Annotated in this window: 21 protein-coding genes and 1 riboswitch; of the genes, 11 read left to right on the top strand and 10 right to left on the bottom strand. The window is 61.6% G+C overall.

What is annotated here, in order from left to right; all coding sequences use genetic code 11:
• The first annotated feature begins 9 nt into the window (after positions 1 to 9).
• A complete protein-coding gene (locus LNV06_RS13605; protein ID WP_263538832.1) occupies positions 10 to 3,360 on the top strand; it encodes a CHAT domain-containing tetratricopeptide repeat protein in 3,351 nt (1,116 codons plus the stop codon).
• Between the two features lie 132 nt (positions 3,361 to 3,492).
• On the opposite strand, the gene LNV06_RS13600 is transcribed toward LNV06_RS13605, so the two are convergent.
• Together LNV06_RS13600 and LNV06_RS13595 are read right to left on the bottom strand one after the other, a co-directional pair.
• Positions 3,493 to 5,688 carry a sensor histidine kinase gene (locus tag LNV06_RS13600; protein WP_263538831.1) on the bottom strand — a complete coding sequence of 732 codons (2,196 nt, stop codon included), beginning with the start codon at positions 5,686 to 5,688 and terminating at the stop codon, positions 3,493 to 3,495.
• The gene (locus LNV06_RS13595; RefSeq protein WP_263538830.1) at positions 5,648 to 6,346 is read right to left on the bottom strand and encodes a response regulator transcription factor; all 699 of its coding nucleotides are present in this window, start codon (positions 6,344 to 6,346) and stop codon (positions 5,648 to 5,650) included. Before LNV06_RS13595 ends, LNV06_RS13600 begins: the two co-directional genes overlap by 41 nt.
• 252 nt (positions 6,347 to 6,598) lie before the next feature.
• On the opposite strand from LNV06_RS13595, the gene LNV06_RS13590 reads away from it, so the two are divergent.
• The 6 genes from LNV06_RS13590 (at position 6,599) to LNV06_RS13565 (ending at position 11,080) form a co-directional block, all read left to right on the top strand.
• Positions 6,599 to 7,528, top strand: coding sequence for an AAA family ATPase (locus tag LNV06_RS13590; RefSeq protein WP_263538829.1), 930 nt, complete (start codon positions 6,599 to 6,601; stop codon positions 7,526 to 7,528).
• Entirely contained in the window at positions 7,525 to 8,001 is a 477-nt protein-coding gene (locus tag LNV06_RS13585; RefSeq protein WP_263538828.1) for a CBASS system Cap8 protein, read from the top strand. The genes LNV06_RS13590 and LNV06_RS13585 overlap by 4 nt, the downstream gene beginning before the upstream one ends.
• Complete coding sequence (locus LNV06_RS13580; RefSeq protein ID WP_263538827.1) at positions 7,998 to 8,498, top strand: HORMA domain containing protein; 501 nt, start codon at positions 7,998 to 8,000, stop codon at positions 8,496 to 8,498. Before LNV06_RS13585 ends, LNV06_RS13580 begins: the two co-directional genes overlap by 4 nt.
• Entirely contained in the window at positions 8,498 to 9,403 is a 906-nt protein-coding gene (locus LNV06_RS13575) for a CBASS oligonucleotide cyclase (RefSeq protein ID WP_263538826.1), read from the top strand. Before LNV06_RS13580 ends, LNV06_RS13575 begins: the two co-directional genes overlap by 1 nt.
• 10 nt (positions 9,404 to 9,413) lie before the next feature.
• Entirely contained in the window at positions 9,414 to 10,178 is a 765-nt protein-coding gene (locus LNV06_RS13570; RefSeq protein WP_263538825.1) for a DUF6602 domain-containing protein, read from the top strand.
• Between the two features lie 434 nt (positions 10,179 to 10,612).
• Positions 10,613 to 11,080: a magnesium chelatase subunit ChlI family protein gene (locus LNV06_RS13565; protein WP_263538824.1), complete on the top strand. Its 468-nt coding sequence runs from the start codon at positions 10,613 to 10,615 to the stop codon at positions 11,078 to 11,080.
• A 25-nt stretch (positions 11,081 to 11,105) separates the two neighbouring features.
• Here the strand turns inward: LNV06_RS13565 and LNV06_RS22595 are convergent, their stop codons facing one another.
• A complete protein-coding gene (locus tag LNV06_RS22595) occupies positions 11,106 to 11,858 on the bottom strand; it encodes a glycine zipper 2TM domain-containing protein (protein ID WP_318013492.1) in 753 nt (250 codons plus the stop codon).
• A 97-nt stretch (positions 11,859 to 11,955) separates the two neighbouring features.
• Positions 11,956 to 14,703, bottom strand: coding sequence for a methionine synthase (metH, locus tag LNV06_RS13555; protein ID WP_263538823.1), 2,748 nt, complete (start codon positions 14,701 to 14,703; stop codon positions 11,956 to 11,958).
• A 53-nt stretch (positions 14,704 to 14,756) separates the two neighbouring features.
• A riboswitch (S-adenosyl-L-homocysteine riboswitch) is annotated at positions 14,757 to 14,875 on the bottom strand.
• Positions 14,876 to 14,961: 86 nt separating this feature from the next.
• Here metH and LNV06_RS13550 point away from each other — a divergent pair.
• Positions 14,962 to 16,155, top strand: coding sequence for an HD-GYP domain-containing protein (locus LNV06_RS13550; protein WP_263538822.1), 1,194 nt, complete (start codon positions 14,962 to 14,964; stop codon positions 16,153 to 16,155).
• A gap of 10 nt (positions 16,156 to 16,165) precedes the next feature.
• Here LNV06_RS13550 and LNV06_RS13545 read toward each other — a convergent pair whose 3' ends face one another.
• The 5 genes from LNV06_RS13545 to LNV06_RS13525 form a co-directional block, all read right to left on the bottom strand.
• Positions 16,166 to 17,224: a homocysteine S-methyltransferase family protein gene (locus LNV06_RS13545; RefSeq protein ID WP_263538821.1), complete on the bottom strand. Its 1,059-nt coding sequence runs from the start codon at positions 17,222 to 17,224 to the stop codon at positions 16,166 to 16,168.
• 126 nt (positions 17,225 to 17,350) lie between these two features.
• Positions 17,351 to 18,067 carry a PEP-CTERM sorting domain-containing protein gene (locus LNV06_RS13540; RefSeq protein ID WP_263538820.1) on the bottom strand — a complete coding sequence of 239 codons (717 nt, stop codon included), beginning with the start codon at positions 18,065 to 18,067 and terminating at the stop codon, positions 17,351 to 17,353.
• A 197-nt stretch (positions 18,068 to 18,264) separates the two neighbouring features.
• Positions 18,265 to 19,125 carry a ProQ/FINO family protein gene (locus LNV06_RS13535; RefSeq protein WP_263538819.1) on the bottom strand — a complete coding sequence of 287 codons (861 nt, stop codon included), beginning with the start codon at positions 19,123 to 19,125 and terminating at the stop codon, positions 18,265 to 18,267.
• Between the two features lie 109 nt (positions 19,126 to 19,234).
• Positions 19,235 to 19,921 carry a DUF4197 domain-containing protein gene (locus LNV06_RS13530; RefSeq protein ID WP_411970119.1) on the bottom strand — a complete coding sequence of 229 codons (687 nt, stop codon included), beginning with the start codon at positions 19,919 to 19,921 and terminating at the stop codon, positions 19,235 to 19,237.
• A gap of 38 nt (positions 19,922 to 19,959) precedes the next feature.
• Positions 19,960 to 20,955 (bottom strand): fumarylacetoacetate hydrolase family protein, encoded by a 996-nt coding sequence (locus LNV06_RS13525; protein WP_263538818.1) that lies wholly within the window; start codon positions 20,953 to 20,955, stop codon positions 19,960 to 19,962.
• Between the two features lie 87 nt (positions 20,956 to 21,042).
• Between LNV06_RS13525 and LNV06_RS13520 the strand changes: the two genes are divergently transcribed.
• The 3 genes from LNV06_RS13520 (at position 21,043) to LNV06_RS13510 (ending at position 24,907) form a co-directional block, all read left to right on the top strand.
• Complete coding sequence (locus tag LNV06_RS13520; protein ID WP_263538817.1) at positions 21,043 to 22,041, top strand: DUF3108 domain-containing protein; 999 nt, start codon at positions 21,043 to 21,045, stop codon at positions 22,039 to 22,041.
• A 178-nt stretch (positions 22,042 to 22,219) separates the two neighbouring features.
• Positions 22,220 to 22,507: a BTH_I0359 family protein gene (locus tag LNV06_RS13515; protein ID WP_263538816.1), complete on the top strand. Its 288-nt coding sequence runs from the start codon at positions 22,220 to 22,222 to the stop codon at positions 22,505 to 22,507.
• A gap of 99 nt (positions 22,508 to 22,606) precedes the next feature.
• Positions 22,607 to 24,907: an ATP-binding protein gene (locus tag LNV06_RS13510; RefSeq protein WP_263538815.1), complete on the top strand. Its 2,301-nt coding sequence runs from the start codon at positions 22,607 to 22,609 to the stop codon at positions 24,905 to 24,907.
• On the opposite strand, the gene LNV06_RS13505 is transcribed toward LNV06_RS13510, so the two are convergent.
• Complete coding sequence (locus LNV06_RS13505; RefSeq protein WP_263538814.1) at positions 24,897 to 25,313, bottom strand: VOC family protein; 417 nt, start codon at positions 25,311 to 25,313, stop codon at positions 24,897 to 24,899. The two genes, LNV06_RS13510 and LNV06_RS13505, sit on opposite strands and share 11 nt — an antisense overlap.
• Between the last annotated feature and the right edge of the window lie 18 nt (positions 25,314 to 25,331).

The raw sequence follows: 25,331 nt of genomic DNA, 5'->3' as shown, positions 1-25,331 counted from the left end.
ATCCTTGCGTTGGCCGACGTAGCGACTCTCAACGGGAAGGTCTTCCAGCTCTACAGCCAGGGCAGGTACGCCGAAGCGATGGATGTCGCACGACAAGCGTTGGCCGAAGCGGAGGTCGCATATGGCCCGGAACATGCGAGTACGGCGACAACCATCAACAACCTGGCTGTGTTATGTCGGGAAATGGGCCGCTACGAGGAGGCCTTGCCGTTGTACAAGCGGGCGCTGGCGATTAACGAAAAAGCCATCGGTCCTGAGCATCCAGACACCGCGGTTGATCTAAATAACCTGGGATTGTTGTACAAGACAATGGGCCGCTACAGCGAGGCCTTGTCACTCTACAAACGGGCGCTGGCAATCACCGAAAAGGCGTCGGGCCCCGATCATGTTGACACGGCGCGGGGTCTGAACAATGTAGCCGGGCTTTACGTTTCAGTGGGGCATTACGACGAAGCCCTTCCGCTATACAGGCGGGCACTGTCGATTGTCGAAAGGGCATTCGGCCCGAATCATGAAAGAACATCTACGGTCCTGAACAACCTAGCCGGGTTGTACGAGTCAACGGGCCGCTATGGCGATGCATTGCCGCTGTACAAGCGGGCGATAGCGATCACCGAAAAGGTGTTGGGTCCAGAACATGCGAGCAATGCGGCGGGCCTGAACAACCTAGCGGGGTTGTACCAGTCGATGGGCCGGTACGAAGAGGCCTTGCCCCTGTACAAGCGGGCGCTGGCAATCGACGAAAAAGCACTCGGTCCTGAGCATCCGAACACTGCGATTGATCTGAACAACTTGGCCCACTTGTATGTGGCAATGGGCCGCTACGACGACGCCCTGCCGCTCTATAAAAGTGCGCTGGCGATCACAGAAAAGTCGTTAGGCCCTGATCACACGGGTACGGCGACGAGCCTGAACAACTTAGCATCGTTCTACCTGTTGATGGATCGCTACGCTGAAGGCCTGCCGCTGTTCAGGCGAGCGCTGGCGATCAACGAAAAAGCATTGGGCCCGGATCATGCGGCCACTGCGGCGAGTCTAAACAACCTAGCGCAGCTATACGAGTCTATCGGCCGGTTCGACGAATCTTTGCCGCTGTACAAGCGGGCGCTGGCGATCACCGACAAGGCGTTGGGCATCGATCATGCGAGCACGGCAACGAGCCTGAACAACTTAGCGGGGCTGTACGCGTTGATGGGCCGCTTCGACGAGGCCTTGCCGCTGTACAAGCAGGCGCTGGCGATCAACGAAAAGGTGTTGGGCCCGGATCACGTGAGCACGGCGACGAGCTTGAACAACTTGGCAGGGCTGTACGTGCCGATGGGGCGCTACGACCAGGCTTCGCCGCTGTACAAGCGGGCGCTGGCGATCACCGAAAATTCGTTGGGACCGAATCACGAAAGCACAGCGACTCGCCTGAATAACTTGGCGCGGCTGTACGAGTCTATCGGCCGCTACGACGAGGCCTTGCCTCTGTATCTTCGGGCGCTGGCGGTCACCGAAAAGGCGTTGGGCCTGGATCACGTGAGCACGGCGACGAGCTTGAACAACTTGGCAGGGCTGTACTTGTCGATGGGGCGCTACGACGACGCCTTGCCGCTGTACCGTCGGGCGGTGCGCTCTGTGTTGGTGACCAACATCGTCGACCCTGAGCGCAATCAAAGGGCGATCAATGAACTGGCAGTCTTCTCGTCCAATCTGGCCTTTGCCCTAGATAAGCGCCAAGACGGTGGCGCTCTGGATGAAGCGATCTTCTACTTCAAGCTCTCGGTGAACACGCGCCAGCGCATGCGAGCCGGTACCCGGGGGCTGGATGCGGCCACGCGCGAGTCCTTCACCAAGAAGTTGGCTGACCCCTATCGGGCGCTGTCCGCATTGCTTATCCAACGGGGGCGAATCGCCGAAGCGGAGCGCGTGCTGCTATTGTTGAAGGAGTCGGAGCTGACCGAGTATCTGCGTCGTAATGGTGGTGCCGGCTCGGGCGCTCAGAACTTGACTTGGACGGCCGAGGAGGACGCATATCGCCAGGATCTGGATCGGGTAGCCGGCGAATGGCGGGATTTCGAGCGCCGCCGCGCTGCCGTGGCGGACGCCGTCAAGGCCGGCCGCGCATCGTCGACTGGGCCTGAGATGACGGACCTGGACGAGAGGCGACTTCAACTCGACACCCGCACCCGCAACATCATGGAAGCCGCCACGCAGAGGTTCGTGGCCGCTAGCCGGCAGGCCAACGAGCGGCGCCTGCAGGCTTTCGACAGCGCCCGCACCGAACTGTCGGCCAAGCTCACCGAACTGCGCGAACGGGGCGATGGCGGCTTGAAGACCGCCGGTCTGTTGCTGCTACCCGGCGCGCGCGGTTTGACCCTGATCCTCACCACAGAACAGGGCGCCGTTCCGCTGATCGCAAAGGTCTCTGAGACTGAGTTGGATGCGCTGGTAAAGGCCTTGCGTGACGCCATCCAAGCCCGCAAGGACTACCGGGCACCAGCCCAGGCTCTGTATCAGCATCTGATCGCTCCAGCCGAAGCGCAGCTCAAGAACGCGCCAAACATCCGACAGTGGGCGATCCTGCCGTTCGGCAATCTGCGGGCGCTACCGTTCGCGGCGCTGATGCGTCCGGACGGGACGCACCTTGTCGAACACTATGCCGTGTCAATCCTGACCGCAGATGGCAGCGGCAAGCTCGAAGGGCTGGAGACACCAACACGCGATCTCTGGCGCGGCGTAGCCCTGGGTGCATCACAGTCCGATGCGGAGTTCGGCAGCGTGGCGCTGCCGGGTGTGCGCCGGGAGGTCTGCGGCGTGATCCGTGAGGTCGGCGCGAAGGATTGCCGTGCCGATGAGGGCATGATCAGCGGGCAGCGCTATCTGGACGCCGCCTTCACGCCCGAGCTCCTGCAACGCCTGCTCGGACCCGCCGGTGGAGGCGCCAGCTTCCTGCACATCGCCACGCACTTCAAGGTCGAGAAGTCGCTTCTGTTGCTCGGTGATGGCAGCAAGCTGAGCACCGGTCAGATCCTCGGCTGGACGCCGCGCCTAGGCCAATACGACCTGATCGCCTTATCAGCCTGTGAATCCGGCGTGAGCGAAGGCGCACTGGACTCTCTTGGAGGCCTGTTCCGATCAAAGGGTGCCAAGGCTGTGCTGGCCACTCTGTGGCCGGTGGCCGATGTAGGCGCTGCGCCGCTGATGATGGAGTTCTATCGCCAGCGCGGCGAGAAGAGAAGCATGAGCAAGGCAGCCGCACTGCAGCAGGCTCAACTGGGCATGCTGAAGGGAGCTATCAAGGATGAGGCCGCAAGCGCTGACCTGCGGCATCCGTACTTCTGGGCTCCATATGTGTTGATGGGGAACTGGCTTTAAGATGGAAGCAAGTAGTCCAGACGTGGCGGGAACCGGACGGCTCGGGGCACGGTGTCTGCCCAAGCGCTCGCGTGGCTGCGCAGCAGCTTCAATTGCGATTGCCGCGGCGTGAGCGCGCAATGATGAGCGGCCTTACTTGCTGGCGCGCCAGGGGAACTGCAGGGCAAAGGACACACCCGTTGGCTCATTGCGAGCAGACAGCGTTGCCTCCATCGCCAAAGCGTAAATGCGTGACGCAAAGAGCCCCAGCCCGCTGTTCACACCCGAATGGCCGTCGGAGACACCCAAATCGAAAATTTGCTCGATACCCGCCTCTGGAATGGCAGGACCTTGATTGAATACGGCCAACTCAACGGAGAAGGCCCCTTGTTGAAGTCTTAGCTCAATGTCGGAGCCAGGGATACGATACCTCTCCGCGTTATCCAGCAGACTGTCCAGAATTTGCTCCAGCTGCATTGAGTCCATCTGAACAATGATTTCATCGATCGGGCCGACGTACTTCACTTTTCGCCCTGCCTCGTCGAGGTTACGTGCGTATCGACTCAACCAGTCAGCCAAGTCATGTGGCGACAGGGCGATTTCTCCTGACCGCAGGCCCTCTTCCACGCTATTAGCCGTGAAGAGCGCCGTGACAGCTCGCCGAATGCGACCTAGCTGCTGCTGCACGGCGGGCAATTCCTTCGTGATGTTCAAGAGCGATTGCAGCGGCGAGCGAATTTCGTGCCCGATGGCGTCAAGAATGGACTTGCGGTTCTGTAGATGACCTTCTTGCAACCGAAGCTTTTCGGCTCGCATAGCCTGTTCTTCACGTAACCGCTTAACCAAGTTGGAGTCCCGAGAGCGACTCCGCCGCAGAACTAGGTAGAACACGCGTGCAAGTGTCCCGAGTTCGTCTCGCGCAGCAAATTGCTTTAAGTGTTCCTCGCCCGTTCGCTTCACGACAACGGCATAGGCTGTTTTTCGAATTCGCCGCAACTGCCAATTGTTGTGCCCCCAGTAGAAGGTCATTCCCAGGATGAGGAAGAGGGCCCCAGAAATCCAGGTGAACGCTCTCGTTGCAAGGTCGGGCAACATGAATGGCGTCGAAGTCAGCGTAGCCGTAGCGTTCGCCACACCTCCAATCCGCAGGTTCTGGGACTCGACCATCGGCGAGCTTTGCAGAAAAGCCTTCGAGATAATGAGTTCGGTCCACTTGTCGGCAAGCCACTGCCACCTTCCGTCTAGCCGGGTTGTGGATTGACTAACGCTGTCATCGTCGGAGCGCCAAACAACGGACCTATTCCCACCGGCCCCAGTTGCTCTGACCTGCAGCGATGCACGGGAGGGGATCGCAGCCAAGTAGGCTTGGGTCAGTGAAACAAGGGGCGTACCCACCTGTCCGGCAGAAACTTGGAACAAGGCCTCGGCCTTGCCGTCCGGCCCCGCCTTGTCGTAGACCTCGACGCCGATGTTTACTTTCTTGAGCGCGCTAGTCGGCCACTGTTCATCGGAAGACGGGACCTGAAAAAGCGCTGCATCAAGGCGTCCCACAACCGTCACGTAGTTGCGCGCCGCACTGCCATCCTCTTCGACCAAGCTCTCAAAGGCTTGGCCACTCACGAGCCTTGACGGCTGCCCGCCCTCACCGGCGTAGAACCCGGCCAGTTCATGAACCTGGTCAAAGCGTGCCAGCTGCGACGGGTATTTGGACTTCGCCAGCGGAGGAATTTGGTAGGAGAGAGTGAGTCGCCCTTGCTTTTGTCCGCTGAATGTGAACACCACCCTATTGACCTCTGCCAGCGGGCGACCTGGACGGTGGCGCTCAATCTTGCTTGAGGGGTAGCGCAGAGAAAAGTAGACGTACCGGCCGCTTTGGTCGGCGAGCACGGCAGCAAAGCAGGTGCGCAGACTCCCAGAAGAAGTTCCGTCCTTGCGCACGCCCTGGTATTCGACTTGACACGCACGCGGTGCTTCGAAGCTGATGTCGCCAGTCTTGAATACTTTTGCGTTACCAGTCTGCAAGAGATAAGTGAAGAATGACCGGCGCAGGGTCACCACATTCAAAGGACGCGACCCTGCCGAGAACTCCTGAGGGTTCTCCAACAACGAAGAGCCATCCGGCTCTCGAATGCTGAGAAGGAACTGCGCAAGCTGCCCCTTCAGCTCCGACTCTCGAACTCGTTGCTCCTTCTGGAGCGCCGCGAAATTGATATCGGCTAAAGCCCCAATGAGGCACAGAGTGAGGGCAACGAGGAACGCGATGGTGCCGAGCGTGAAGTTCCAGCGTTGGAGACGCTGGAACCAGCGCTTACGGTAACGTCTTCCAGAGGTAGCCGCGGCCGGGTTCATTATCGATACGGTCAAAGTCAACGTCGACGTCACGGAACTTTCTGCGGACACCCGACATTTGGGTTGCGAGAGCTTTGGGGGTCAGGCCAGATTTCAAATTCTTAAGTAGGTCTCGCGCCTCGACCAAGACTCCAGGGCGCTCAACCAGGGCCTGGACGATGCTGAGCTCCGTAATGGTCAGCTGGACGGGTAGCCCCTTCCAACGAAACCGATTCTTCCGCTGTGGGTCAGCCGTCAGGCCCTCGGGTAACCCAGGCTGTGCGGCGAGGTCACGCGCCACATCCGACTTGGCCCAGATGAGCGCATGCTCAATGGTGTTGATGAGGTCTTGCTCTTCAATCGGCTTCGGGATGAAGTCGTACGCATGTAGCGTCAGCGCGAGACCTCGAAGGTTCTCTTCCGGCATCCCGGACACCACGATAGTCGGCCAATTCGCACGGATATCGCTCAGCAGGCCAAGCCCTGCGTAGCGGTTTTTCGCACCGCTTCCGAGTTCGACGTCCATGATCACTAGGTCAAACGGCTCTGACTTCAACAGCGTGTCTGCGTCTTCCTTCGTGAACGCCTGCCTAACTTCGGCATCCATCGAGTTCTGAATGAGCGTCTTGATGTTCTCGCTGTCAATAAGCACATCTTCAATGATGGCAATACGGGTCATGGCTAGCCTCGGCAGAGCTATTTCTAATGACGCGAGCATCTCACGTCTTGGCTTAAGTATTCCCTGCTTGCCGATTCAGGATTCTGAACCGGCAAGGCACCCGGATTAGGAGATCCTAGACAAGTCGCGGAAATCTTGTATCCGGGAACCGCCGAGATAGCACACCTGAACCGAGCTTCAACCAATCCTTTCCGTGTTTCGGGAACACTCAAATCCATCGTAACAACGGCGTCCCCAGAGGACGGAACAGCATTGAAAGCCCCCTCCGCAGCACAGTATCTCGTGCGACCTGAAGACCTTCCGCCCGGCATAGCAGCCGTGCGTGTTTTGCCCCATGAAACCCTGGATGCCCAATGGGACGGCATCGTCGTCGCAGACGACATCAAGGAGCGTCTGCTCTCCCAGGCTCTCTTGAACTTCAAGCTGCGTCCCGTGGTGTCGCGCGACCAGTTGCCGATGCACGGCGTGATTCTGCTCTCAGGACCACCCGGCACGGGCAAGTCCTCCTTGGCCCGCGGACTGGCCAGCAAGGTGGGCGGCATCATGAAGGGCCAGAAGCCCCGGCTCGTCGAGGTTGACCCTCATGCCCTGACCAGCTCCGCAATGGGCAAGACGCAGCGCGCCGTGAGTCAGCTGTTCTCGCAGACCATCGTCGAACAGGCCGAGCAGGGCCCGACGATGGTCCTGCTCGACGAAGTTGAGACGCTGGCGGCGGACCGCACTCGCCTGAGCCTGGAAGCGAACCCGGTGGACATCCATCGCGCCACCGATGCGGTGTTGGTTCAACTGGACGCCCTCGCCGAGCGCCACACCAACATCCTCTTCCTCGCGACAAGCAACTTCCCGCAGGCCATCGACGGCGCGTTCACCTCGCGCTGTGACTTGGTCATCGAAGTTCCGCCGCCGGGCCCTGAAGCTGTTGAGCAGATTCTCCAGCTCTGCCTGGGCAGCCTCGCCAAGCAATTCCCGGCGCTTGGCGTCATCGCTAACTCTTCGCATATCACCAAGATTGCCAGAGCCAGCCACGGCCTGGACGGCCGCGCGCTGCGCAAAATGGTCGTGAACGCCATGGCCATGCGCCGCGAGACGGCTCTCGACCCGAACAAGCTGACCGCCGACGACCTGCTCGCTGCGGCCAAGCTGGCAAAGTCCGCACGCGCACTCAAGGAGGGCTCCAAATGAGTACAGTGCGCCGCGACTTCCGCAGCGTTCCATTCCGCGACGCTTCGGCCACCTGGACCGCCATCGTCGACCTCCTTGGTGGGAGCAGCTCGAACGTGGAAGCCCGTGCTGAGCTGATGAGCGTGGCTGGCATTGCGGCCAGCGTCATCACCGACCAGTCACCGAAGGCCAGTCCGATTGTCGTGACCTGCGACGGCCCACGCACCCGCATCTATTGCCTGTTCGACGACGAGTCGCTCGAAACGTCAGCCGGCAACGAAGCGAAGCTGGGCTTCGACGCCCTCAAAGGTGACTGGCAGGTCTCCCTGCCAGTTGCGGCCGAAGACCTTTCATGGGTCGCCGCAGCACTCAAGAAGAGCGGCAGCCACGTGGTCGCACGCGACGCGGCCAGTGGCATCGCCACCGAGGCAGCTGAAAAGGGCTCGGCAGACACCGAAGTGGAGCTTGATTTGGAAGGATTCCTGAAGCTATGAGTGCCGTATCCATCAACACGTACACCCACTCGGTAACCTACGTAACTGACAACATCCTAAAGAGCCTGAAGGACATCGTCCGCCTTAGTGGCCTCAACCCGGAGAAGCTGACCACGGATTGGGACAGCAACCAGCGCGCCATCAAGACCTGGATTGAATCTGGCTACCTTGAGCGCGTACAGCTTGAGATCTTCGACCCATCCACCAACGGCTTGATTGTTCGCTGGGACATCGACATCCTCTATTCCACTGGCGGCGGCAATGGCACCTTCTACACCGATACGGAGCAGTTGAAGTACTCAATCAAGAAGGCCGGCGTTGCGCCTGCATCGGCGTATTACGACGTGCTCTTGCAGAACAAACCGGGTCGTCCAGATGTCGACGGATGGGGCCCTGTTTCCGCCCGCTCTACCGAAGGCATGGTGCGCCAAAGCCTCGGCTCAACGATTGAACACAACGGCCTCGGTGCGAGTGCTGCTTACTGGAGAACCCGCTAATGATTACCACCGACGACGCATTCCGCAAATTCAAGTCCCGCCTCGAGCTCAATACCCGAGAGCAGGACAACGCCTCCAAGCGTCACATCGAAGTGCGCGAGTTCATTCGCACAAAGTTTTCCATCGAGCGCGACTTCCTGACAGGCTCGTATGCCCGGTACACCAAGACCAAGCCGCTCAAGGACATCGACATCTTCTTTGTGATGGGCGATTCCGACGCCAAGAAGTATCGAGGCCAAGCTCCGTCAGTCGTCCTGGGGGCCTACTACGACGCGCTGGTGGAGAAGTACGGCAAGGACGCTGTGCGCAAGCAGGGCCGCTCTATCAACGTCGATTTTGGCGTGGTGGTCGACTCTGATGACAACACCGACTACCGCGTATTAAGTGTTGACGTCGTGCCGGCCGCCGCAGCCGGCGACGACTACGAGATTCCCAATGCCGACACCGGAAAGTGGATGAAGACAAACCCGGACATCCACGCTGAGAAGGCCAAGAAAGCACACCAAGCTTTCGACAGTGAATGGAAGGGCCTGGTGCGAATGGTCAAGTACTGGAACAACAACGCTAAGCATGGCGCCGACAAGCCGGTCAAGCCTTCATTCCTGATCGAGGCCATGGCGCTTGAGTGCCTCCATGGCGGTTGGCAGGGACGGTTCGACTATGAGATCCAAGCCTTCTTTTCATCGCTTGCCGACCGCATCAAGGACGAGTGGCCAGATCCAGCCGGCCTGGGTTCGCCTATCAGCGACGGCATGGACGCTGCCCGCAAGGAGCGCGCTGGCCAACTGCTGACTGCAGCTAGCCGCGAGGCGTCTCATGCCATCGACCTGGCACGCAAGGGCCAAAACGGCGAAGCGCTGAGGGCATGGCGCGCGCTTTTCGGTTCGAAGTTCCCTCTGTCCTGAGCGCCACATCATGAAGCAAAACCCCACCCCTAACGCCATCGCCCTCACCGCAGCCCCGGGCGATACGACCTGGATGAAGGAGGCTTTCTCCAACGTCCGATTGGCGCTGCGCGCCAAGATGACGTTGGCCAACCAGTCCGTGAGCCATGCAGGGGTCATGGGCGCAGTCAACGAGGACCATTGGGTCGAACTTCTCCGTTCGTACTTGCCCAACCGCTACGAGGTAGCGACTGGAATCATCATTGATTCAAAGGGGGGCCGTAGCGAGCAAATCGATGCGGTCATCTTTGACCGCCACTTCACGCCGACTCTACTTGACCAGAAGAACCACCGCTACATCCCTGCCGAAGCCGTTTACGCAGTCTTTGAATGCAAACCGGAGGTCAGCAAGGGCTACATCGAGTATGCAGAGGCCAAGGCCGCATCGGTGCGCAAGATGACCCGCACCTCGGTTCCAATCTCGCACGCGGGCGGTACATACCCAGCTAAGCCGCACTTCCGCATCCTCGCCGGTCTCCTTGCACCGAAGGCGGGCTGGACGACTGGTCTGGGCAAGCCGTTCCTAAAAAACCTGGGCACTGACCCCAACTCCGCGCTCGATTGCGTCTGCGCGCTCGACCATGGCTCGTACGATCGCTACAGCGGGAACCCGCTCGTCGTCACCGACGACGCAGCAATGATGTTCTTCTTGTTCCGCCTTCTCGATCGGCTGCAATCGCTCGGCTCAGTACCTGCGATTGACTGGGCAGCCTACAGCCGCATCATCCAGCCCTAACCCGCCTTCTGACGCCGCCGTCAAACAGCTCCGGAGATTCCAGAACTCGATGCCAATAGTGACTCTTAGCATCGCGCAGTACAGCGAGCGCACCATCGACCGGGCACCGGTCAAGCACCCAGTTGGCTGCACCTGAACTGAGCTCACCATGCACTTGCCCGTTGCCTCACACGGTACTTTGAACTGTCGAAGATCAGCCGCTCTCCGGCGACGGGGCATGGCCAGCTGCAGACGGCGGACTCGCACATGGTGACAGGGAGCACACGCTGCGGTGCTGTCGGTCAAGTTGACGACCTGAAAGGCAGTGTTGGGTCGATTGGCCCAGTTCACACTGAAGGAGCAGTCGTTGCTCGGGCCTCGCTGCCCGCTGATGGACTCGCCGATGGGTCTTGCTAGGTACAAATCTTGAAAAAAGTCGCTTGACAACCCTAGCCATGAACCCATGCCCTTGCGGGCATCTGGGCAATCCGCTCAAGGCCTGCATCTGTGCACCCGGTCAAATTGCGCGTTATCAAAGCCGACTCAGCGGCCCGTTTTTGGACCGTTTGGATCTGATGATCGAAGTGCCCATGCTGGCCCCCAAAGAGCTGGCCGGCCTGCCGGACGGCGAAAGCAGCGCCGTGGTGGCTCAGCGCGTGGCCGGCGCACGCAAGATTGCCATGGAGCGCCAAGCTTGCTGCAACGCGCGCTTGAGTGCGCGCCAGCTGGAGCAATACGCTCAGGCAGAGCCTGCGGCGATGGACTTTTTGCAAAAGGCCGCCGCTCAGCTGGGGCTGTCAGCGCGCGGCTACCACCGCCTTTTGCGCGTGGCCCGCAGCATCGCCGATTTGGAGCCATCGAAACGCATTCAATTGCCCCATATGGCCGAGGCCATTCAGTTGCGGCGCGGGCTGATGCACTGAGGCCCGGCCTCAATTCCGCAAAGTCTTAGTAGCGCTCCAACACGCCGTCGCGCTCGCGCACCACCATATCGACCCGCAAATCGGGCTGATGCTCATATTCGAAGCTGCGGGTGCGGCCGTCCGGATAGCTGACGCGCACCACCCAGACCTGGCGCGCATTGTGATTCTTCTCCACGGCATTGCCAGCAAAGCCGCCCGCGGCCGCACCGGCGACTGTCGCCAGAGTCTTGCCGGTGCCGCCGCCAATCTGATTGCCCAAGAGGCCGCCCAGCACCGCGCCACCGACGGCACCTAAGCCGCTGCCCTTGCCCTCGCGATGCTCGCTGCGCACCTGCACCACAGTGGCACATTCGGCGCAAAGCCTGGGCGCAGCCGGTTCTGCGGGCTTCTGAGGCTGAGACTCGGTCACGTCAGGATCCGCCTTGGCCACATGGCTGTGCTCCTGCGGTGGCTGCGCTTGAGTTGGCGCTGGGTTTGCCGGCTTGGGCGCCGGACGCGCTGCGGGCTTGCTCGGCGCCTTGGTCGCCACCTGCGGCGCAGGCGTGCTGGCGGCTGGATTGACCGCAGGCACCGAGGCGGGCGGCTCCGCGACCAGGGGCACCGAGGCAGCAACTGCTGCTGAAGCCAGCACAGCACTGGCTTCTGGAGCGGGCGCCGAGGCCGACACGGCAGATCCATTGGCAACGACGGCCGGCGTTTGGCTGCGCCCCGCCTGATAGGCCAGACCAGCAATAGCAATCGCGGCGACAGCGCCGATGGCGATTTGTGCGGGCTTCATCTGCAAAACTCCTTTGAAATACTCGGTCAACAACTAACGCCCAACCCTAGCACGCCGTGCACCGCTGATCCGCCCAAAGCCCGGCTCTTACTTCGGCTTACAAAAGCGGCGCCAAGGCCCGCTCGGCCGCCTCTTTGTTCAGCCGCATGCGCTCTGCCCAATCGGCCACCTGGTCTTCGCCGATACGGCCGACATTGAAGTAAGCCGCTTCGGGATGCGCGAAGTAAAAGCCTGAGACGCTGGCAGCCGGCGTCATGGCCATGCTGTCGGTCAGGCCCATGCCGATCTCTTCGGGGTTCAAGGCTTTGAACAACTCACGCTTGACCAAGTGGTCGGGGCAAGCCGGGTAGCCTGGAGCCGGGCGAATGCCTCGGTACTTTTCTTCGATCAGCTCCTCGCTGCTCAAGGCCTCGTCCGGGGCATAACCCCAGAACTCCGTGCGCACCCGCTGGTGCAAGCGCTCGGCAAAGGCTTCGGCCAAACGGTCAGCCAGGGCCTTGAACATGATGGCGGAGTAGTCGTCCAGATCGGCCAGGAACTGGGCTTCCTTTTTCTCGACGCCCAGGCCCGCGGTGACGGCAAACAAGCCGATGTAATCCGGCACCACACCTTTGGGCGCGATGAAATCGGACAAGCAGCGGTTTGGCCGTTTGACGCCGTCCACCACCGGTCGATCCGACTGCATGCGCAGACCGTGCCAGGTCATCAAGACCTCGCTGCGGCTTTCATCGGTGTAGATCTCGATGTCGTCGTCGTTCACCTGCGCGGCCGGGTAGAGCCCGAACACGCCGCTGGCCGTCAACCAGCGACCGGCGATCAGGCGCTGCAGCATGCGCTTGCCATCGCTGAAGACGCGCTGCGCCTCGGTGCCCACCACCTCATCCTTGAGGATGGCCGGGAAGGGCCCAGCCAGGTCCCAGGTCTGGAAGAAGGGGCCCCAGTCGATGCTCTCGGCCAACTCGGCCAGGTCGTAATTGCGGATTACCCGGCGGCCGATGAACTGCGGCACCGGCGGCAGATAACTCGCCCAGTCCAGGGCATGCTTGTTGGCGCGCGCGGCGGCCAAGCTGACCATGGGGGTCTGCTTTTTGTTGGCGTGCAGATGGCGCACCTGCTCGTAATCGCTGCGCAACTCGGCAATGAACTTGGCGGCGCGCTCGTCCGAAAGCAGGTCGCTGCAAACACCGACGCTGCGCGAAGCGTCCGGCACATAGACCACCGGGCCTTCGTAATGCGGCGAGATTTTGACCGCCGTGTGCACCCGGCTGCAGGTGGCGCCGCCAATCAGCAGAGGCGTGCCGCGCGAGCGGAAATGCTCGTCCCGCTGCATCTCGGCGGCCACGTGCTGCATCTCCTCCAGGCTGGGCGTGATCAGGCCGGACAGGCCGATGATGTCGGCGCCCTCTTCCTTGGCCTTGGCCAAGATGTCCTGGCAGGGCACCATCACGCCCATATTCACGACTTCAAAGTTATTGCACTGCAAGACCACGGTGACGATGTTCTTGCCGATGTCGTGCACATCGCCCTTGACGGTGGCAATGACGATCTTGCCCTTCGGTTTCGCCTCGCCGCCGGCGTCGATCAAGGCCTTCTTTTCGGCCTCGATATAGGGCAGCAAATGCGCCACCGCCGACTTCATCACGCGGGCCGACTTGACCACCTGGGGCAAAAACATCTTGCCAGCGCCGAACAAGTCGCCGACCACATTCATGCCGGCCATCAGCGGGCCTTCAATCACATGCAGTGGCCGACCGCCTTTGGCCTGAATCGCTTGCCAAGCTTCTTCGGTGTCGGTGGTGATGAACTCGGTGATGCCGTGCACCAGCGAATGGCTGAGGCGCTCATTCACATCGCCAGCGCGCCAAGCCAGCCGGGCCGTGTCGTCAATGGCCATGCCCTTGGCGCGCTCGGCCACTTCGATCAGGCGCTCGCCGGAGTCGGGTCGGCGGTTCAGCACCACGTCCTCCACGCGCTCACGCAATTCGGCGTCGAGATCGTCGTACACGCCGACCATGCCGGCGTTGACGATGCCCATGTCCATGCCCGCTTGAATCGCGTGGTACAGGAAGACGGTGTGGATGGCCTCGCGCACCGGGTCATTGCCCCGGAAGCTGAAGCTCACATTCGACACGCCACCGCTGACCTTGGCACCGGGCAGGTTCTGCTTGATCCAGCGCGTGGCTTCGATGAAGTCGACTGCGTAGTTGTTGTGCTCTTCGATGCCGGTGGCGATGGCGAAGATGTTCGGATCGAAGATGATGTCCTCGGCCGGGAAGCCCACCTCGTGCACCAGGATCTTGTAGGCTCGCTCGCAAATCTCGATCTTGCGGGCAAAGGTGTCGGCCTGGCCTTGCTCGTCAAAAGCCATCACCACGGCGGCAGCGCCATAGCGGCGCACCAGATTGGCTTGGCGGCGGAATTCTTCTTCGCCCTCTTTCATCGAGATCGAGTTGACGATGCCCTTGCCCTGAATGCACTTCAGGCCGGCTTCGATGACGGCCCATTTGGAGCTGTCGATCATGATGGGCACACGGGCGATCTCGGGCTCACCGGCGATCAGGTTCAGGAAACGCACCATGGCGGCCTTGCTATCCAGCATGGCCTCGTCCATATTGATATCGATGACCTGCGCACCGTTCTCAACCTGCTGGCGCGCGACGGCCAGGGCGTCCTCGAACTGCCCATTCAAGATCAAGCGCGCAAAGGCCTTAGAGCCCGTCACATTGGTGCGCTCGCCGATATTGACGAAGAGCGTGCCGGCGCCAATCTGCACCGGCTCCAGGCCCGAGAGCTTCATCGCTTCGACGGGGACGTTAGGGGTCAGGGCAAGGGTTTCAGCAGACATGGCGGCCTCGAGGGAATCTTGGGCCGCGAACTCACCGCGGCCACGAAATCATGGATCGGTGAGCGTCGTTGTCAACAACCCAGATCAGTGTGGGCTGCCCGTTCAAGCCTGGCGAGCCGCCGCCAATCTCACGATCAATGCGGGTGGGCTGGTCGCAACGCTCCTTGAACCGTGCGTGATTTTACGCGCAGTCCGGGTCCAGGCCTCAATCGCCAGCAGGTTCAGCCGACAATCCACACAAAACATGTGCGAGGCCTCTTGGATCTGATACAGCTTCCCCCCCACAGCCTGCGCGCCGGTCAGGTGCTCACCTTCTCCTTGCGCGACGCCGAGGGAAAGCTGCTGGTGGCCAGCGGCCAGACCTTGCCCAACACGCCGCAGATGCAGGCCTTGTTGGCGCGCCCGATCTGGGTGCTGGCGCATGAGACCAAGGAATACCAGCGCGCCCTGGCCCACAAGATGGACACCATGATGCACCAGGGCGCCAACCTGGGCGACATCGTCAAGGTGCAGGCCGACTACAAACCCGACAAAGTGCAACGCCTCGATCTGGGCGAGCAAGCGGCCTGGGCCGATCTGCAGATGCATGCCCACAGCCTGCTGCGCGACCCAAATACCGAGGACTTCCGCGGCCGCTTTCAACAACTGCACACCGATGCCATCGCCCGGCTCTCCCACCGGCCCGATGCGATTTTGATGTTCCTGATCTTTGACGCCAGCCAGGGCTTTGAGCGCTACAGCGCCCGCCACGCCCTGCTCTGCCTGGCCTTGGCCGAGCAATGCGCGCTCAAGCTGGGCTGGCCGGACGATTGGCGCTTGGCCCTCACCCAAGCTGCGCTGAGCATGAATATCAGCATCAGCGCACATCAAGACCGCATGGCGGCACAGTCCGACGAGCCCAGCCACAACCAGCAGCAAAGCCTGATCTCACATGGCGACCGCTCGGCAAAACTGCTGGCCGAACTCGGCGCCAAGTCAGAGCTCTGGCTGAAGACCGTGTGTTTGCATCACGACGCCGGCCCCGGCCCGCTGGCGGGCCGCGCCCCAGCCGAACAACTGGCGCGGCTGCTGCGCCGCATCGACATCTTTGCCTCGCGCGTCAGCCCGCGCGCCTCGCGCAAAGCGCAAACCGGTGCCATGGCCGCCCGGGCGGTGTTTTTGGATGAGCTGAAGCAGCCCGACGAAGCCGGCGCGGCCATCGTCAAAACGATTGGTCTCTACCCGCTGGGCAGCCTGGTACGGCTGGCCAATGGCGAGGTCGGCATCGTCTTCAAACGCGGCCACAGCGCCACCGAGCCGATGGTGGCCAGCCTCTTGGGCAAGAGCGGCAACCCCTTGAGCGAACCGGTGCCGCGCGACACCCGCTTGGCCGCCCAAGCGATTGCGGCCAGCTTGGCCCCGCACGAGTTAAAGCTGCGGGTGTCGATGGAGAAGTTGCTGAAGATGAGCTGAGGCCGCTCGCTCAGGCCTCGGCGACCAAGCCGCTGAAGAACTTTTCGCCGCTGACGCGCGGCCGATACGCCGACACGCCCTTGGCGATCGCCGCGATGTGCTCCGGCGTGGTGCCGCAGCAGCCGCCGGCGATGTTCAAGAAGCCGCTGCGGGCAAACTCTTCCATCAAACGGCCGGTCACATCGGGCGTCTCGTCAAAGCCGGTGTCGCTCATCGGATTGGGCAGGCCGGCATTGGGGTAGCAGCTGATCGCCGTGGCCCCAGCAGCTTTGGCCAACTCTTCGATGTAGGGGCGCATCAGCGTCGCACCCAGCGCGCAGTTCAGGCCAATAGCCAGCGGCTTGGCGTGGCGCACCGAGTGCCAGAAAGCGGTCACCGTTTGGCCGGAGAGGATGCGGCCCGAAGCGTCGGTGACGGTGCCGCTGATGATGACGGGCAGACGCTCGCCGGTGTCTTCCATCAACTCATCCAGCGCGAAGATGGCGGCCTTGGCGTTCAAGGTGTCAAAAATGGTCTCAACCAGGAACAGATCGACGCCGCCATCCAGCAAGCCCTTGGCCTGCTCGTAGTAAGCGGCGCGCAGCGTATCGAAGTCGACATTGCGGGCGCCGGGGTCGTTCACATCGGGGCTGATGCTGGCGGTGCGCGGCGTGGGGCCGAGGGCGCCGGCGGCAAAGCGCGGCTTGTCGGGCGTGCTGTATTGGTCGCAGGCCTCGCGGGCAATGCGCGCGGCCGCCACATTCATCTCGTAGGCCAGCGCTTCCAGGCCGTAGTCCTCTTGGGCCACGGTGGTGGTGCCGAAGGTGTTGGTCTCGATGATGTCGGCGCCGGCGGCCAGGTATTTCTCGTGGATCTCGCGAATCACATCGGGCCGGGTCAGCACCAACAAGTCGTTATTGCCCTTCAGATCCTTGGGGTGATCGGCAAAACGCGGGCCGCGGAAGTCCGCCTCAACCAGCTTGTAGCGCTGGATCATCGTGCCCATGGCACCGTCCAAAATCGCGATGCGCTGCTGCAGGATGGCGGGCAAGGCCGCGCCGCGGGTGTAGGTGCTCGGGTTTGCGTTCATGACGCCATTGTAGAAAGGCGCGGCGACCCGGCGCCGGCGAAGGCCAAAAGCAGATGCAAACTTGCATTTGCGAGCCCGCCAATAAAAACGCCCACCAGCGGTGGGCGCTCTTTTCAAACGCTAGTTTCAGCCTTGCTGACGACGGCGGCGCGCGATGGCGCCGACCGCCAGACCACCAGCCAACATCAGCATATAGGTGCTGGGTTCAGGAACGGCGGCCGTGATGCCGTTGATGGCGAAGGGCAGTTCCACACTCAAAGTTGAACCTGCGTCGGTGATAGTGCTAAAAGAAGCGCCAGACAGGGCCTGCGCAGCGTTGCCGACGCGAGCATCGGAAGTGGGAGGCTGCCAGGGGCCGGAAGCCAGCGAACCCGTCAGACTCCAGCGAAGCCAGTAGTGCCCTTCGCTCAAGGAGAAGTCTGCGACGTCAGCACTTGCCTTGTAGATGCCACGCTGCGTGTTTGTCAACGTGGTTTCAGTGACGCGATAGCCTTGCAAGCCACCATTGGTCACGGCAGTCGTACCGGAAGCCACAACGGTTCCGGTATTGACATCACCCGAAACGAGGCTCCAGGTCGCGTTGCTGAAGGTGAACCCTGTAGAACCAGTCTGGTAACCGAAAAAGTCCAGACTCTGGACGTTCCAAACTTGGCCAGCCGCCACATTGAAATCGTCGGCTACGGAAATACCAGCAGCGGTATTCATGCCAAAACCAAAGGTCGTGGCTGGCGAAGTCAGCACGGATAAACCTGTGCCGTTGACGACCGGACCATTGTTGTAAAGCTCAGCCGCATTGGCCAGACCGCAAGCCGCGGCGATGCTCAGAACCAGCAGACGTTTCATGATCACTCCTCACTGATAAACCATTGAACTCGGAGTGAAGCGATGAGGCCTCCATCGACCCTTCGCTTCAACGAAGTCATAAGTTATCAGTGCGGCAATCCGAGTGCTCTCCCGTCTTCTACGCAATGGCTTTCAGCAGCTTGACAGAAATATGTCAAGCTGCTTAGACCAAAGGGTTTAAAGAAAGCGTGAAGAAATTAACGACGCGGACCGGTCTTTTGGGCGCCACGCGGGCCACCTTGATTTCCACCCTTAGGCCCATGTCCGCGGCCACGCCGCTCATCCGGCCGGCCACGCTCGCCATGCGGGGCTTGGCCCGGACGAGACTCACGTGGGGCTTGGAACTGAGGGCGCTGCGCCGCGCGCTCGGCGGCCTCGCGGCGTGCCAAGTCCAACAAACCCGGCAACTCTTCGGGCGTCACGCCCTTGAGGACGCAGAAGTTGGGCAGTGTCAGGGTGGTACGTTCGAAGTCGTGCAAAAGGCCGGCGCGGTTGCGCGCCTGGGTTTGCTCCAGCGCTTGGCGCTGCTGCTCCAGTTCGAGACGCTCTTGCTGCAGGCCACGGCGGCGGTTCAGTTCCTCGACGGCCGCCGCGCGGTGCTCATCGCTCAAGTCGCCGGCCGGCTGACCATCCAAGTCAAAACGATGTTTGGCCTTGCTGAGGGCAATCAGATAACCGGTGCCACCGGTGTGACGGCGCAAAAAGGCGGACAGCTGCGCCTTGGTGAACACGCCGGGCGCACGTTCTTGAATATCGGCCTGCACGCGCAGCTTCAAGGGCTTGATGCCACCGCCCACAAACAGCGCGGGAAACAGCTCTTTCAGCTTGGCTGCGACGGCAGCGGGCGAGATGTCTTTGGCAGCTGCGGCCTCAGGTGCAGCATCGGATGCGACACCTTCAGCGGCTTCAGCGATTTCAGCAACTTCAACTGCGGGTGCTTCAGCCGTGCTCTCGCTTGCGGTCTCGACCACAGCGGCGGCGTCGACCACGTCTACTTCAGCAGGAGACTGCGATGCATTCGGCGCCAAAGTCGGTGCCGTATTAGGAGTTTCGTTCATGGGCAAGCGCCTCGGCGCAACTTCAAAGACAAAGGAAAATCAGGGCGCTATTGTCCACTGCGGCGCCAACAACGCGACGACCCCCCACTTCAGGGCGAAAAACTCACCCTCATGCGCCGCCGCCAAACACCTTTTTGAGGATGGCGCTGCCACTGCCCAGCGGGTCTTTGCGGATCTTGCGTTCCTCTTCGGCAATCATCAGATAGAGACCATCCAAAGTCTTGGCGGTGACGTACTGCTGAATATTGGCGTCCTGGCTTTTCACCAAGCCCAAGCCGACCGCCTTGCCCGCCACCGCGTTGTATTTGTCGGCCAAGGCGACTTTCTGCGTCGCTTGGGTGACGATGGGCAAGAGTTGCTGACTCAGCGGCTGACGGGTCTTGCCGGCAAAGAACTGGGTGACGGCGTCATCGCCCCCCTTCAAGATTTGCAGGCCGTCCTCTACGCTCATGCTCTTGATCGCCGACACCAGCAGCGGCTTGGCTGCCGGCACCGCCGCTTCGGCGGCACGGTTCATGGCCAGCAGCAACTCATCGACGCTCTTGCCCTGCCCGGTCATTTGCAAGAGCTTGGCGCCATCTTTCAAATACCCCGGCAACTCAATCCGCACCGTCGGGTTGTTCATGAAGCCATCCGGCTTGCCCAAACCCGCGATCGCCGCATTGGCACCGCGCTCCAAGGCAGCGCGTATGCCGGAGGCCGCGTCGCTTTCGCTCACGCCCGCAAGCGCCAAGCGGCTGGCGGCCCCAAGTCCAAGCAAGAGGCCCGCGGCCCGCAAAACAGTTCGACGCATCATCATTTTGGTTGACTCCCTAGGTATCTCAGCGCGAGTTATCAGACCGGCACCGAAGCCTCTTCCGGCTCATCGTGCAGGGCCAGCACATCTTGATCGATGGCCCCAAACACGCTCAGGCCGTCCGCGCCCTTCATCTCGATGCGCAAGCTGTCCCCAAAGGACATGAAAGCGGTCTTGGCTTGGCAAGACTCCAGCTGTTCAAGGGCGCGCTTCTCCGCAATGCAGCTGTAGCCGCGGCTGCTGTCTTTGTTGGACACCGGGCCGGAGCCGATCAAACTGCCGGCCCGCAATGCCCGCGTCTTGGCGGCCTGGGCGATCAGCTGACCAAAATGAAAACTCATCTCTGGCCCGGCCTCGCATTGACCGACCTTGCGCCCATTCCACATGGTTTGCAAAGGCAAATCGACGCGGCCGCCGCGCCAGGCTGGGCCCAGCTCATCGGGCGTCACCGCCACCGGGCTAAAGGAAGTGGCAGGCCGACTGTGAAAGCGGTCCTGCGCGCCAAGCAAGCGCAGCGTCCAGCCATTGGCCAGCATCAAGAGCCGCACGCCTTCCAAGGCTTGGCCGGAACTGACGCCTTGCGCCACATCGCCGGTAAGCGCCACCAATTGCGCCTCAAAGTCGATACCCATGGCCTCGGAGCCCATACGCACGGCACTGCAGGCGCCCAGCAGCGAATCGCCACTGCCCTGCCGGAGCACAGGCTCGGTCGGCAGCTCTAGCGCCGCTTCAGTCGGTGCAGCTTTCTGCAGCAGCTCCAAATGGTTCAGATAGGCCGAACCCTCGATCCACTGAAAGGCGCGCGGCAGAGGCGCCATGCATTGCTTGGGCTCAAAGTTGAACGCATGACGCAAACGGCCATGGTTGAGCCCGACATACAACTCCTCCAGCTGCGGCGCCAGAAAACCCCAATCGTCCAGCACCTGTTGCAGCCGCCCTGCGATGCCGCTGGCGTAATGGGCCTGGCTCAGATCACGCGAAACGACGACCAACTGGCCGTCACGCGATCCATCGTTCAAGGTGGCAAGTTTCATCGGTGGGTGAGAAAAGCAGCAAAGCAATGGCAGCATTGTCCAATGCGCCGCATGACTTCGTCTCTACCGCCTCAAACTTCCAGCCTCGTGCCCCGCCGAAGTGCGCCCGCGCAGCGTCAGGCGGCGGTAGTGGCTTTGCTGCTCAGCATTGCCGCCCATCTGCTCTTACTGACGCCCGGCCACGAAAAGAGCGCAACGCAAGGCCAGGCCGCGCCCTCTCTGCGCCAAGGCCTGCAAACGCGAACCTTGCACAGTACGCCTGGGCCGCAAGCGGGCGCCCAGCCCAGCCCGGACGCGCCCGTTTCAAGACCGTCCAAACCTGGGCTGGCAAAGGCCAAGCCTGTCGATCAAGAAACACCGTCAGAACCAAGCCCCAGCAGCCTTGAACCGACGCGGATAGCGCAAACCAGCGCGACAAGCTCGCAGCTCACCCCGCCCCCCACCCAGGTCGCCACCGCGGTCGAATGGCGATTTTTGTTGCTGCAAGACGGCCGCCAAGGCCTGGCTCGGCTGAGTTGGCTGCCGCAGCGTGACACCAGCTATCAGCTGCGTCTGGATCGTCAGCTCGACGGACGCCCTCTGCCCGGCTGGCGCAGCGAGGGCAAGGTCGGCCCGCAAGGCCTGCTACCGGAGCGATTTGCTCAGCAGCGCCGTGGCCGCGATGCGCAAGCCACCAATTTCCGCCGACCAGAAGGGTTGATCAGCTTCTCGTCCAACGCCGATGTGTTCGAGCTGCCGGAGGGCGTGCAAGACCGCCTCAGCTGGTGGTTTCAGCTGGCGGCGCTTCTGGACGCCGCACCCGAGCGCTATCCGGCAGGCGGAACTCTGCACATGACGGTCATCGGACTGCGCGGCGAAGCGCGCGACTGGGCCTTTGAAGTCATCGGCCCCGAGCTGCTGGACCTGCCGGACCGCGCGGCACTACCGACCTTGCACCTGCATCGGCCGCAAATATTTACCTACAGCGGCGAAATCGACGTCTGGCTGGACCCGAGCCGGCGCCACCTGCCGGTGCGGCTGATTTATCGCCTGCCCGACGAACGCAGCTGGGAGCTGCTTTTGCTGGACGATGGCCTACCACCCTGAACAAGGGGGAGGGAAGCCGTTATCTTTTGACGCTTTAAACACGAAATAGGAGATAGAGATGCCCCGATATCCTCCGAGTTCTGCCACTATTTATCCACGGCCAAGCGTTCAAGGTGCCGATAACTCTTGAAACAGACGCTGCTGGCCGCAGTTGATGCTGAAAGGAGCCGCTATGCACATGCTTTACAACTCCCCCAGCTTCAGTGTCGTCAAGTTCGACGTCCAGGTGACTGAGCCCGTGCCGGGGGAATTTCTACAAGCCAACCCCGAGTTGCAGCTGCACCGCGGAGGCTATGAGATCGTCGACAAATTCAGTCGCAAAGAAATCTTCATCGAAGGCGCGCTGGCCCAGCAGTTCCAGGACGGCGTCGAAGCCCTGATCGAGCAAGATCCCAGCGAAGAAGACCTGGATGATTTCATCGAGGCCTATGCCCGCATGGGCCATCAGCCGGTGGTGATGCATTAAGTCCCCCCATTAAGGCCCTTGTCCTCGGCGCGCGGCTGGGACAAGATCGGGCAGCGTCACGCAGTCTGTGACGCACGAGACTGCGAGGAGCTGCCCACCATGGTCAAGCGTTTGGCTGACGCGCGTGTCCTGCCCTCACCGGGCCTCAAAGAGGCGCCGGTGCTCGACCGGATGTGCACCCAGTTCGTACTCACGCTGACGGTCAAGCACGCCGGGCGCTTCAATCTGCGCCGCGACTTCAATGGCTTGCTGTCCTTCACCGGCCGCCACTTGGTCTGGCCGCTTCGCGTCTTGAGCCGTTTGCGCGAGTACCTGGAGCAGCGCTGCCAGGGCAATGAGCTCTGGCTCGGGCAAGCCGATCTCAGCGACGAAGCCTTCTTGCAGCGCTATGGCGTCTGGAGCGGCCCTTACTCGGAAGCCACGCTGTTCTTTTATCTGGACGAATACGTCAAAGACGCGCCCAAGGACATGATGTCCCTGCTGGCCACCACCAGCGAATGGCTGGACCGCCAACTCAAGCGCGAGTCCACCCTGGTTGAAACCAATATCGCGGCCTTGGGCACGCTCTTGCAGCTGAACCCGGCCGAGCGCGCCTTGCTGCTCTACGGCACCCTGGCCCGCTACCAGCGCGAGTTGCGTGGGGCGCTGGTGGAGTTCAAGGTCAACACCGCCCAGGAAGCTTTTGCGGCGATTGCCGCGGTGGCCGGCGTCAATGCCCAAGAAGTGGCCGAAGCCCTGCGCGCCGGCTCGCGGCTGGAACGCATCGGCATGGTGGAGAACCTGATCTCCGAACACAACATCACCGATCTGGCCGACCTGATGAAGGTCAGCGATCAACTGCCGCCGGTGCTGATGCGCGAATACAAGGGCCCGCATGATTTGATGGCGGTCTTCACCCGGCCCGCCACCAAGAGCAGCTTGTCGCGCGAAGACTTCCAGTTCGTGGCCGAAGACCTGGCGGTGCTGCAGACCCTGCTGAGCCAGGCCGTCAAGCGCCATGAGGCTGGCGTCAATGTGCTGCTGTACGGCCCACCCGGCACCGGCAAAACCGAGTTGGCCAAGGTGGCCGCCGCCGCCGCCCAGCTCGATTTGTACGAGGTGGAATATGCCGACCGCGAGGGCAACTCACTCTCCGGCCGCGACCGCTACCGCTCTCTGCAAATCAGCCAAGTGTTTTTGAAAGCCAGCGAGAACGTGGCCTTGCTGTTCGACGAAGTCGAAGACGTGTTCCCGCCGCTGTCCAGCGACACCGCACAGCTGATCGCCCGCATGGACTCGGCGCTGGAAGCCCCCACCTCCGGCTCGGTCAGTGGCAAGGCCTGGGTCAACCAGATTTTGGAAACCAACCCGGTGCCGGTGATCTGGATCACCAACCGCATTGAGCAGATCGACCCTGCCTTCAGACGGCGTTTTCAGTACCACCTGGAGTTGAAGTCGCCGCCGCCCGGGGCCCGCCTGGGCTTGGTCACTAAGGCCTTGGCCGATGTGCAGGTCAGCGCCGAGTTCACCGCCCGCTTGGCCGACCGCCGCGGTCTCACGCCGGCGCAGATCCGCACCGCGGTTCGCTTTGCCCAATTGGCCGCGGAGGCCGGTGACTGCGAACGGATGATTGAGCGTCAGCTGGAGAACGCCGACAAAGCCCTGGGCCACCAAGCGCGCGAACGCGGCGCACGGCCGGTGGTGACTCAATATGCGCTGGACTTGCTCAACTGCGAGTCGCGCTTTGAGATCCCGCGCATCGTCAGCGCGCTGCAGCGGCGCGGCTGCGGCAATCTGTGTTTTTATGGCCCGCCCGGCAGCGGCAAGACCGCCCTGGCTGAACACATCGCGCAAGCCCTGGGCCGCCCCTTGATGATTCGCTTGGCCAGCGATCTGGCCAGCAAGTTCGTTGGTGAAACCGAGCAAAACATGGCCCGCATGTTCGAGGCCGCCAGCAACGAAAACGCGGTCTTGCTGCTGGACGAGGCCGACAGTTTCTTGCGCAGCCGCCGCATGGCCGAGCGCAATTACGAGGTCAGCGAAGTCAATGAGATGCTGGCCGGCATGGAACGTTTTGCCGGCATCTTCATCTGCACCACCAATCTGTTCGAGGACCTGGACGAGGCGGCCCTGCGCCGCTTTGCCTTCAAGATCGCTTTCAAGCCACTGAAGCCCGAGCAACGCGAACGCATGTTTGTGCAAGAAGCGCTGGCCGGCCGCAGCGAGTTGATCGATGCCGACCAATGCGCCCGACTGGCCGCCTTGGATTCACTGACCCCCGGAGACTTCGCCGCCGTGCGCCAGCAAGTGGAGATCTTGGGCGAGGCGCTGACGGCCGATGAGTTCTTGTCTCAGCTCGAAGCCGAGCACAAGCTCAAGCCCGATGTGCGCAGCCGCCGGTCCATAGGCTTCAAGCACTGAACACCGTGTCCAGCGAGGCAAAGCCCTTCATCTCGATCGGGTTGCCGAAGGGGTCGCAGAAGAACATGGTCCATTGCTCACCCGCCTGACCCGCAAAACGCAGCTGCGGCGCAATCACAAACTCAACACCGGCCTGCTGCAATCGAGCCGCCAGCGCCTGCCAGTCCGGCAAGGACAGGATTAAGCCCAGATGCGGCATGGGCACCATGTGCTCACCGACGCGGCCGGTCAAACTGGTCGCAAAGGGTTCACCCAAATGCAGTGAAATCTGGTGGCCGAAGAAATCGAAGTCCACCCAGGTCGTGGTGCTCCGGCCCTCGGCGCAGCCCAAAAGGCGGCCATAAAAATCGCGCGCCAGCTCCAGATCTCGCACATGGAATGCCAGATGAAAAATGCTCTTGACCATGAGTCCTCCTCTTTCATG

Origin of the sequence: Paucibacter sp. Y2R2-4 (assembly GCF_025717535.1) — a bacterium.
Classification (GTDB): domain Bacteria; phylum Pseudomonadota; class Gammaproteobacteria; order Burkholderiales; family Burkholderiaceae_C; genus Paucibacter_A.
Note: the sequence above shows the minus strand (reverse complement) of the source record. Positions and strands in the feature narration are given on the sequence as shown.

Excerpts from the sequence above, each read along its gene's own strand:
- LNV06_RS13595 (WP_263538830.1), bottom strand. The coding sequence starts at position 6,346 with ATGACCCGTATTGCCATCATTGAAGATGTGCTTATTGACAGCGAGAAC.
- LNV06_RS13575 (WP_263538826.1), top strand. The coding sequence starts at position 8,498 with ATGATTACCACCGACGACGCATTCCGCAAATTCAAGTCCCGCCTCGAG.
- LNV06_RS13570 (WP_263538825.1), top strand. The coding sequence starts at position 9,414 with ATGAAGCAAAACCCCACCCCTAACGCCATCGCCCTCACCGCAGCCCCG.
- LNV06_RS22595 (WP_318013492.1), bottom strand. The coding sequence starts at position 11,858 with ATGAAGCCCGCACAAATCGCCATCGGCGCTGTCGCCGCGATTGCTATT.
- metH (WP_263538823.1), bottom strand. The coding sequence starts at position 14,703 with ATGTCTGCTGAAACCCTTGCCCTGACCCCTAACGTCCCCGTCGAAGCG.
- LNV06_RS13600 (WP_263538831.1), bottom strand. The coding sequence starts at position 5,688 with ATGAACCCGGCCGCGGCTACCTCTGGAAGACGTTACCGTAAGCGCTGG.
- LNV06_RS13540 (WP_263538820.1), bottom strand. The coding sequence starts at position 18,067 with ATGAAACGTCTGCTGGTTCTGAGCATCGCCGCGGCTTGCGGTCTGGCC.
- LNV06_RS13565 (WP_263538824.1), top strand. The coding sequence starts at position 10,613 with ATGAACCCATGCCCTTGCGGGCATCTGGGCAATCCGCTCAAGGCCTGC.
- LNV06_RS13515 (WP_263538816.1), top strand. The coding sequence starts at position 22,220 with ATGCTTTACAACTCCCCCAGCTTCAGTGTCGTCAAGTTCGACGTCCAG.
- LNV06_RS13580 (WP_263538827.1), top strand. The coding sequence starts at position 7,998 with ATGAGTGCCGTATCCATCAACACGTACACCCACTCGGTAACCTACGTA.
- LNV06_RS13535 (WP_263538819.1), bottom strand. The coding sequence starts at position 19,125 with ATGAACGAAACTCCTAATACGGCACCGACTTTGGCGCCGAATGCATCG.
- LNV06_RS13530 (WP_411970119.1), bottom strand. The coding sequence starts at position 19,921 with ATGATGCGTCGAACTGTTTTGCGGGCCGCGGGCCTCTTGCTTGGACTT.
- LNV06_RS13545 (WP_263538821.1), bottom strand. The coding sequence starts at position 17,224 with ATGAACGCAAACCCGAGCACCTACACCCGCGGCGCGGCCTTGCCCGCC.
- LNV06_RS13505 (WP_263538814.1), bottom strand. The coding sequence starts at position 25,313 with ATGGTCAAGAGCATTTTTCATCTGGCATTCCATGTGCGAGATCTGGAG.
- LNV06_RS13585 (WP_263538828.1), top strand. The coding sequence starts at position 7,525 with ATGAGTACAGTGCGCCGCGACTTCCGCAGCGTTCCATTCCGCGACGCT.
- LNV06_RS13525 (WP_263538818.1), bottom strand. The coding sequence starts at position 20,955 with ATGAAACTTGCCACCTTGAACGATGGATCGCGTGACGGCCAGTTGGTC.
- LNV06_RS13510 (WP_263538815.1), top strand. The coding sequence starts at position 22,607 with ATGGTCAAGCGTTTGGCTGACGCGCGTGTCCTGCCCTCACCGGGCCTC.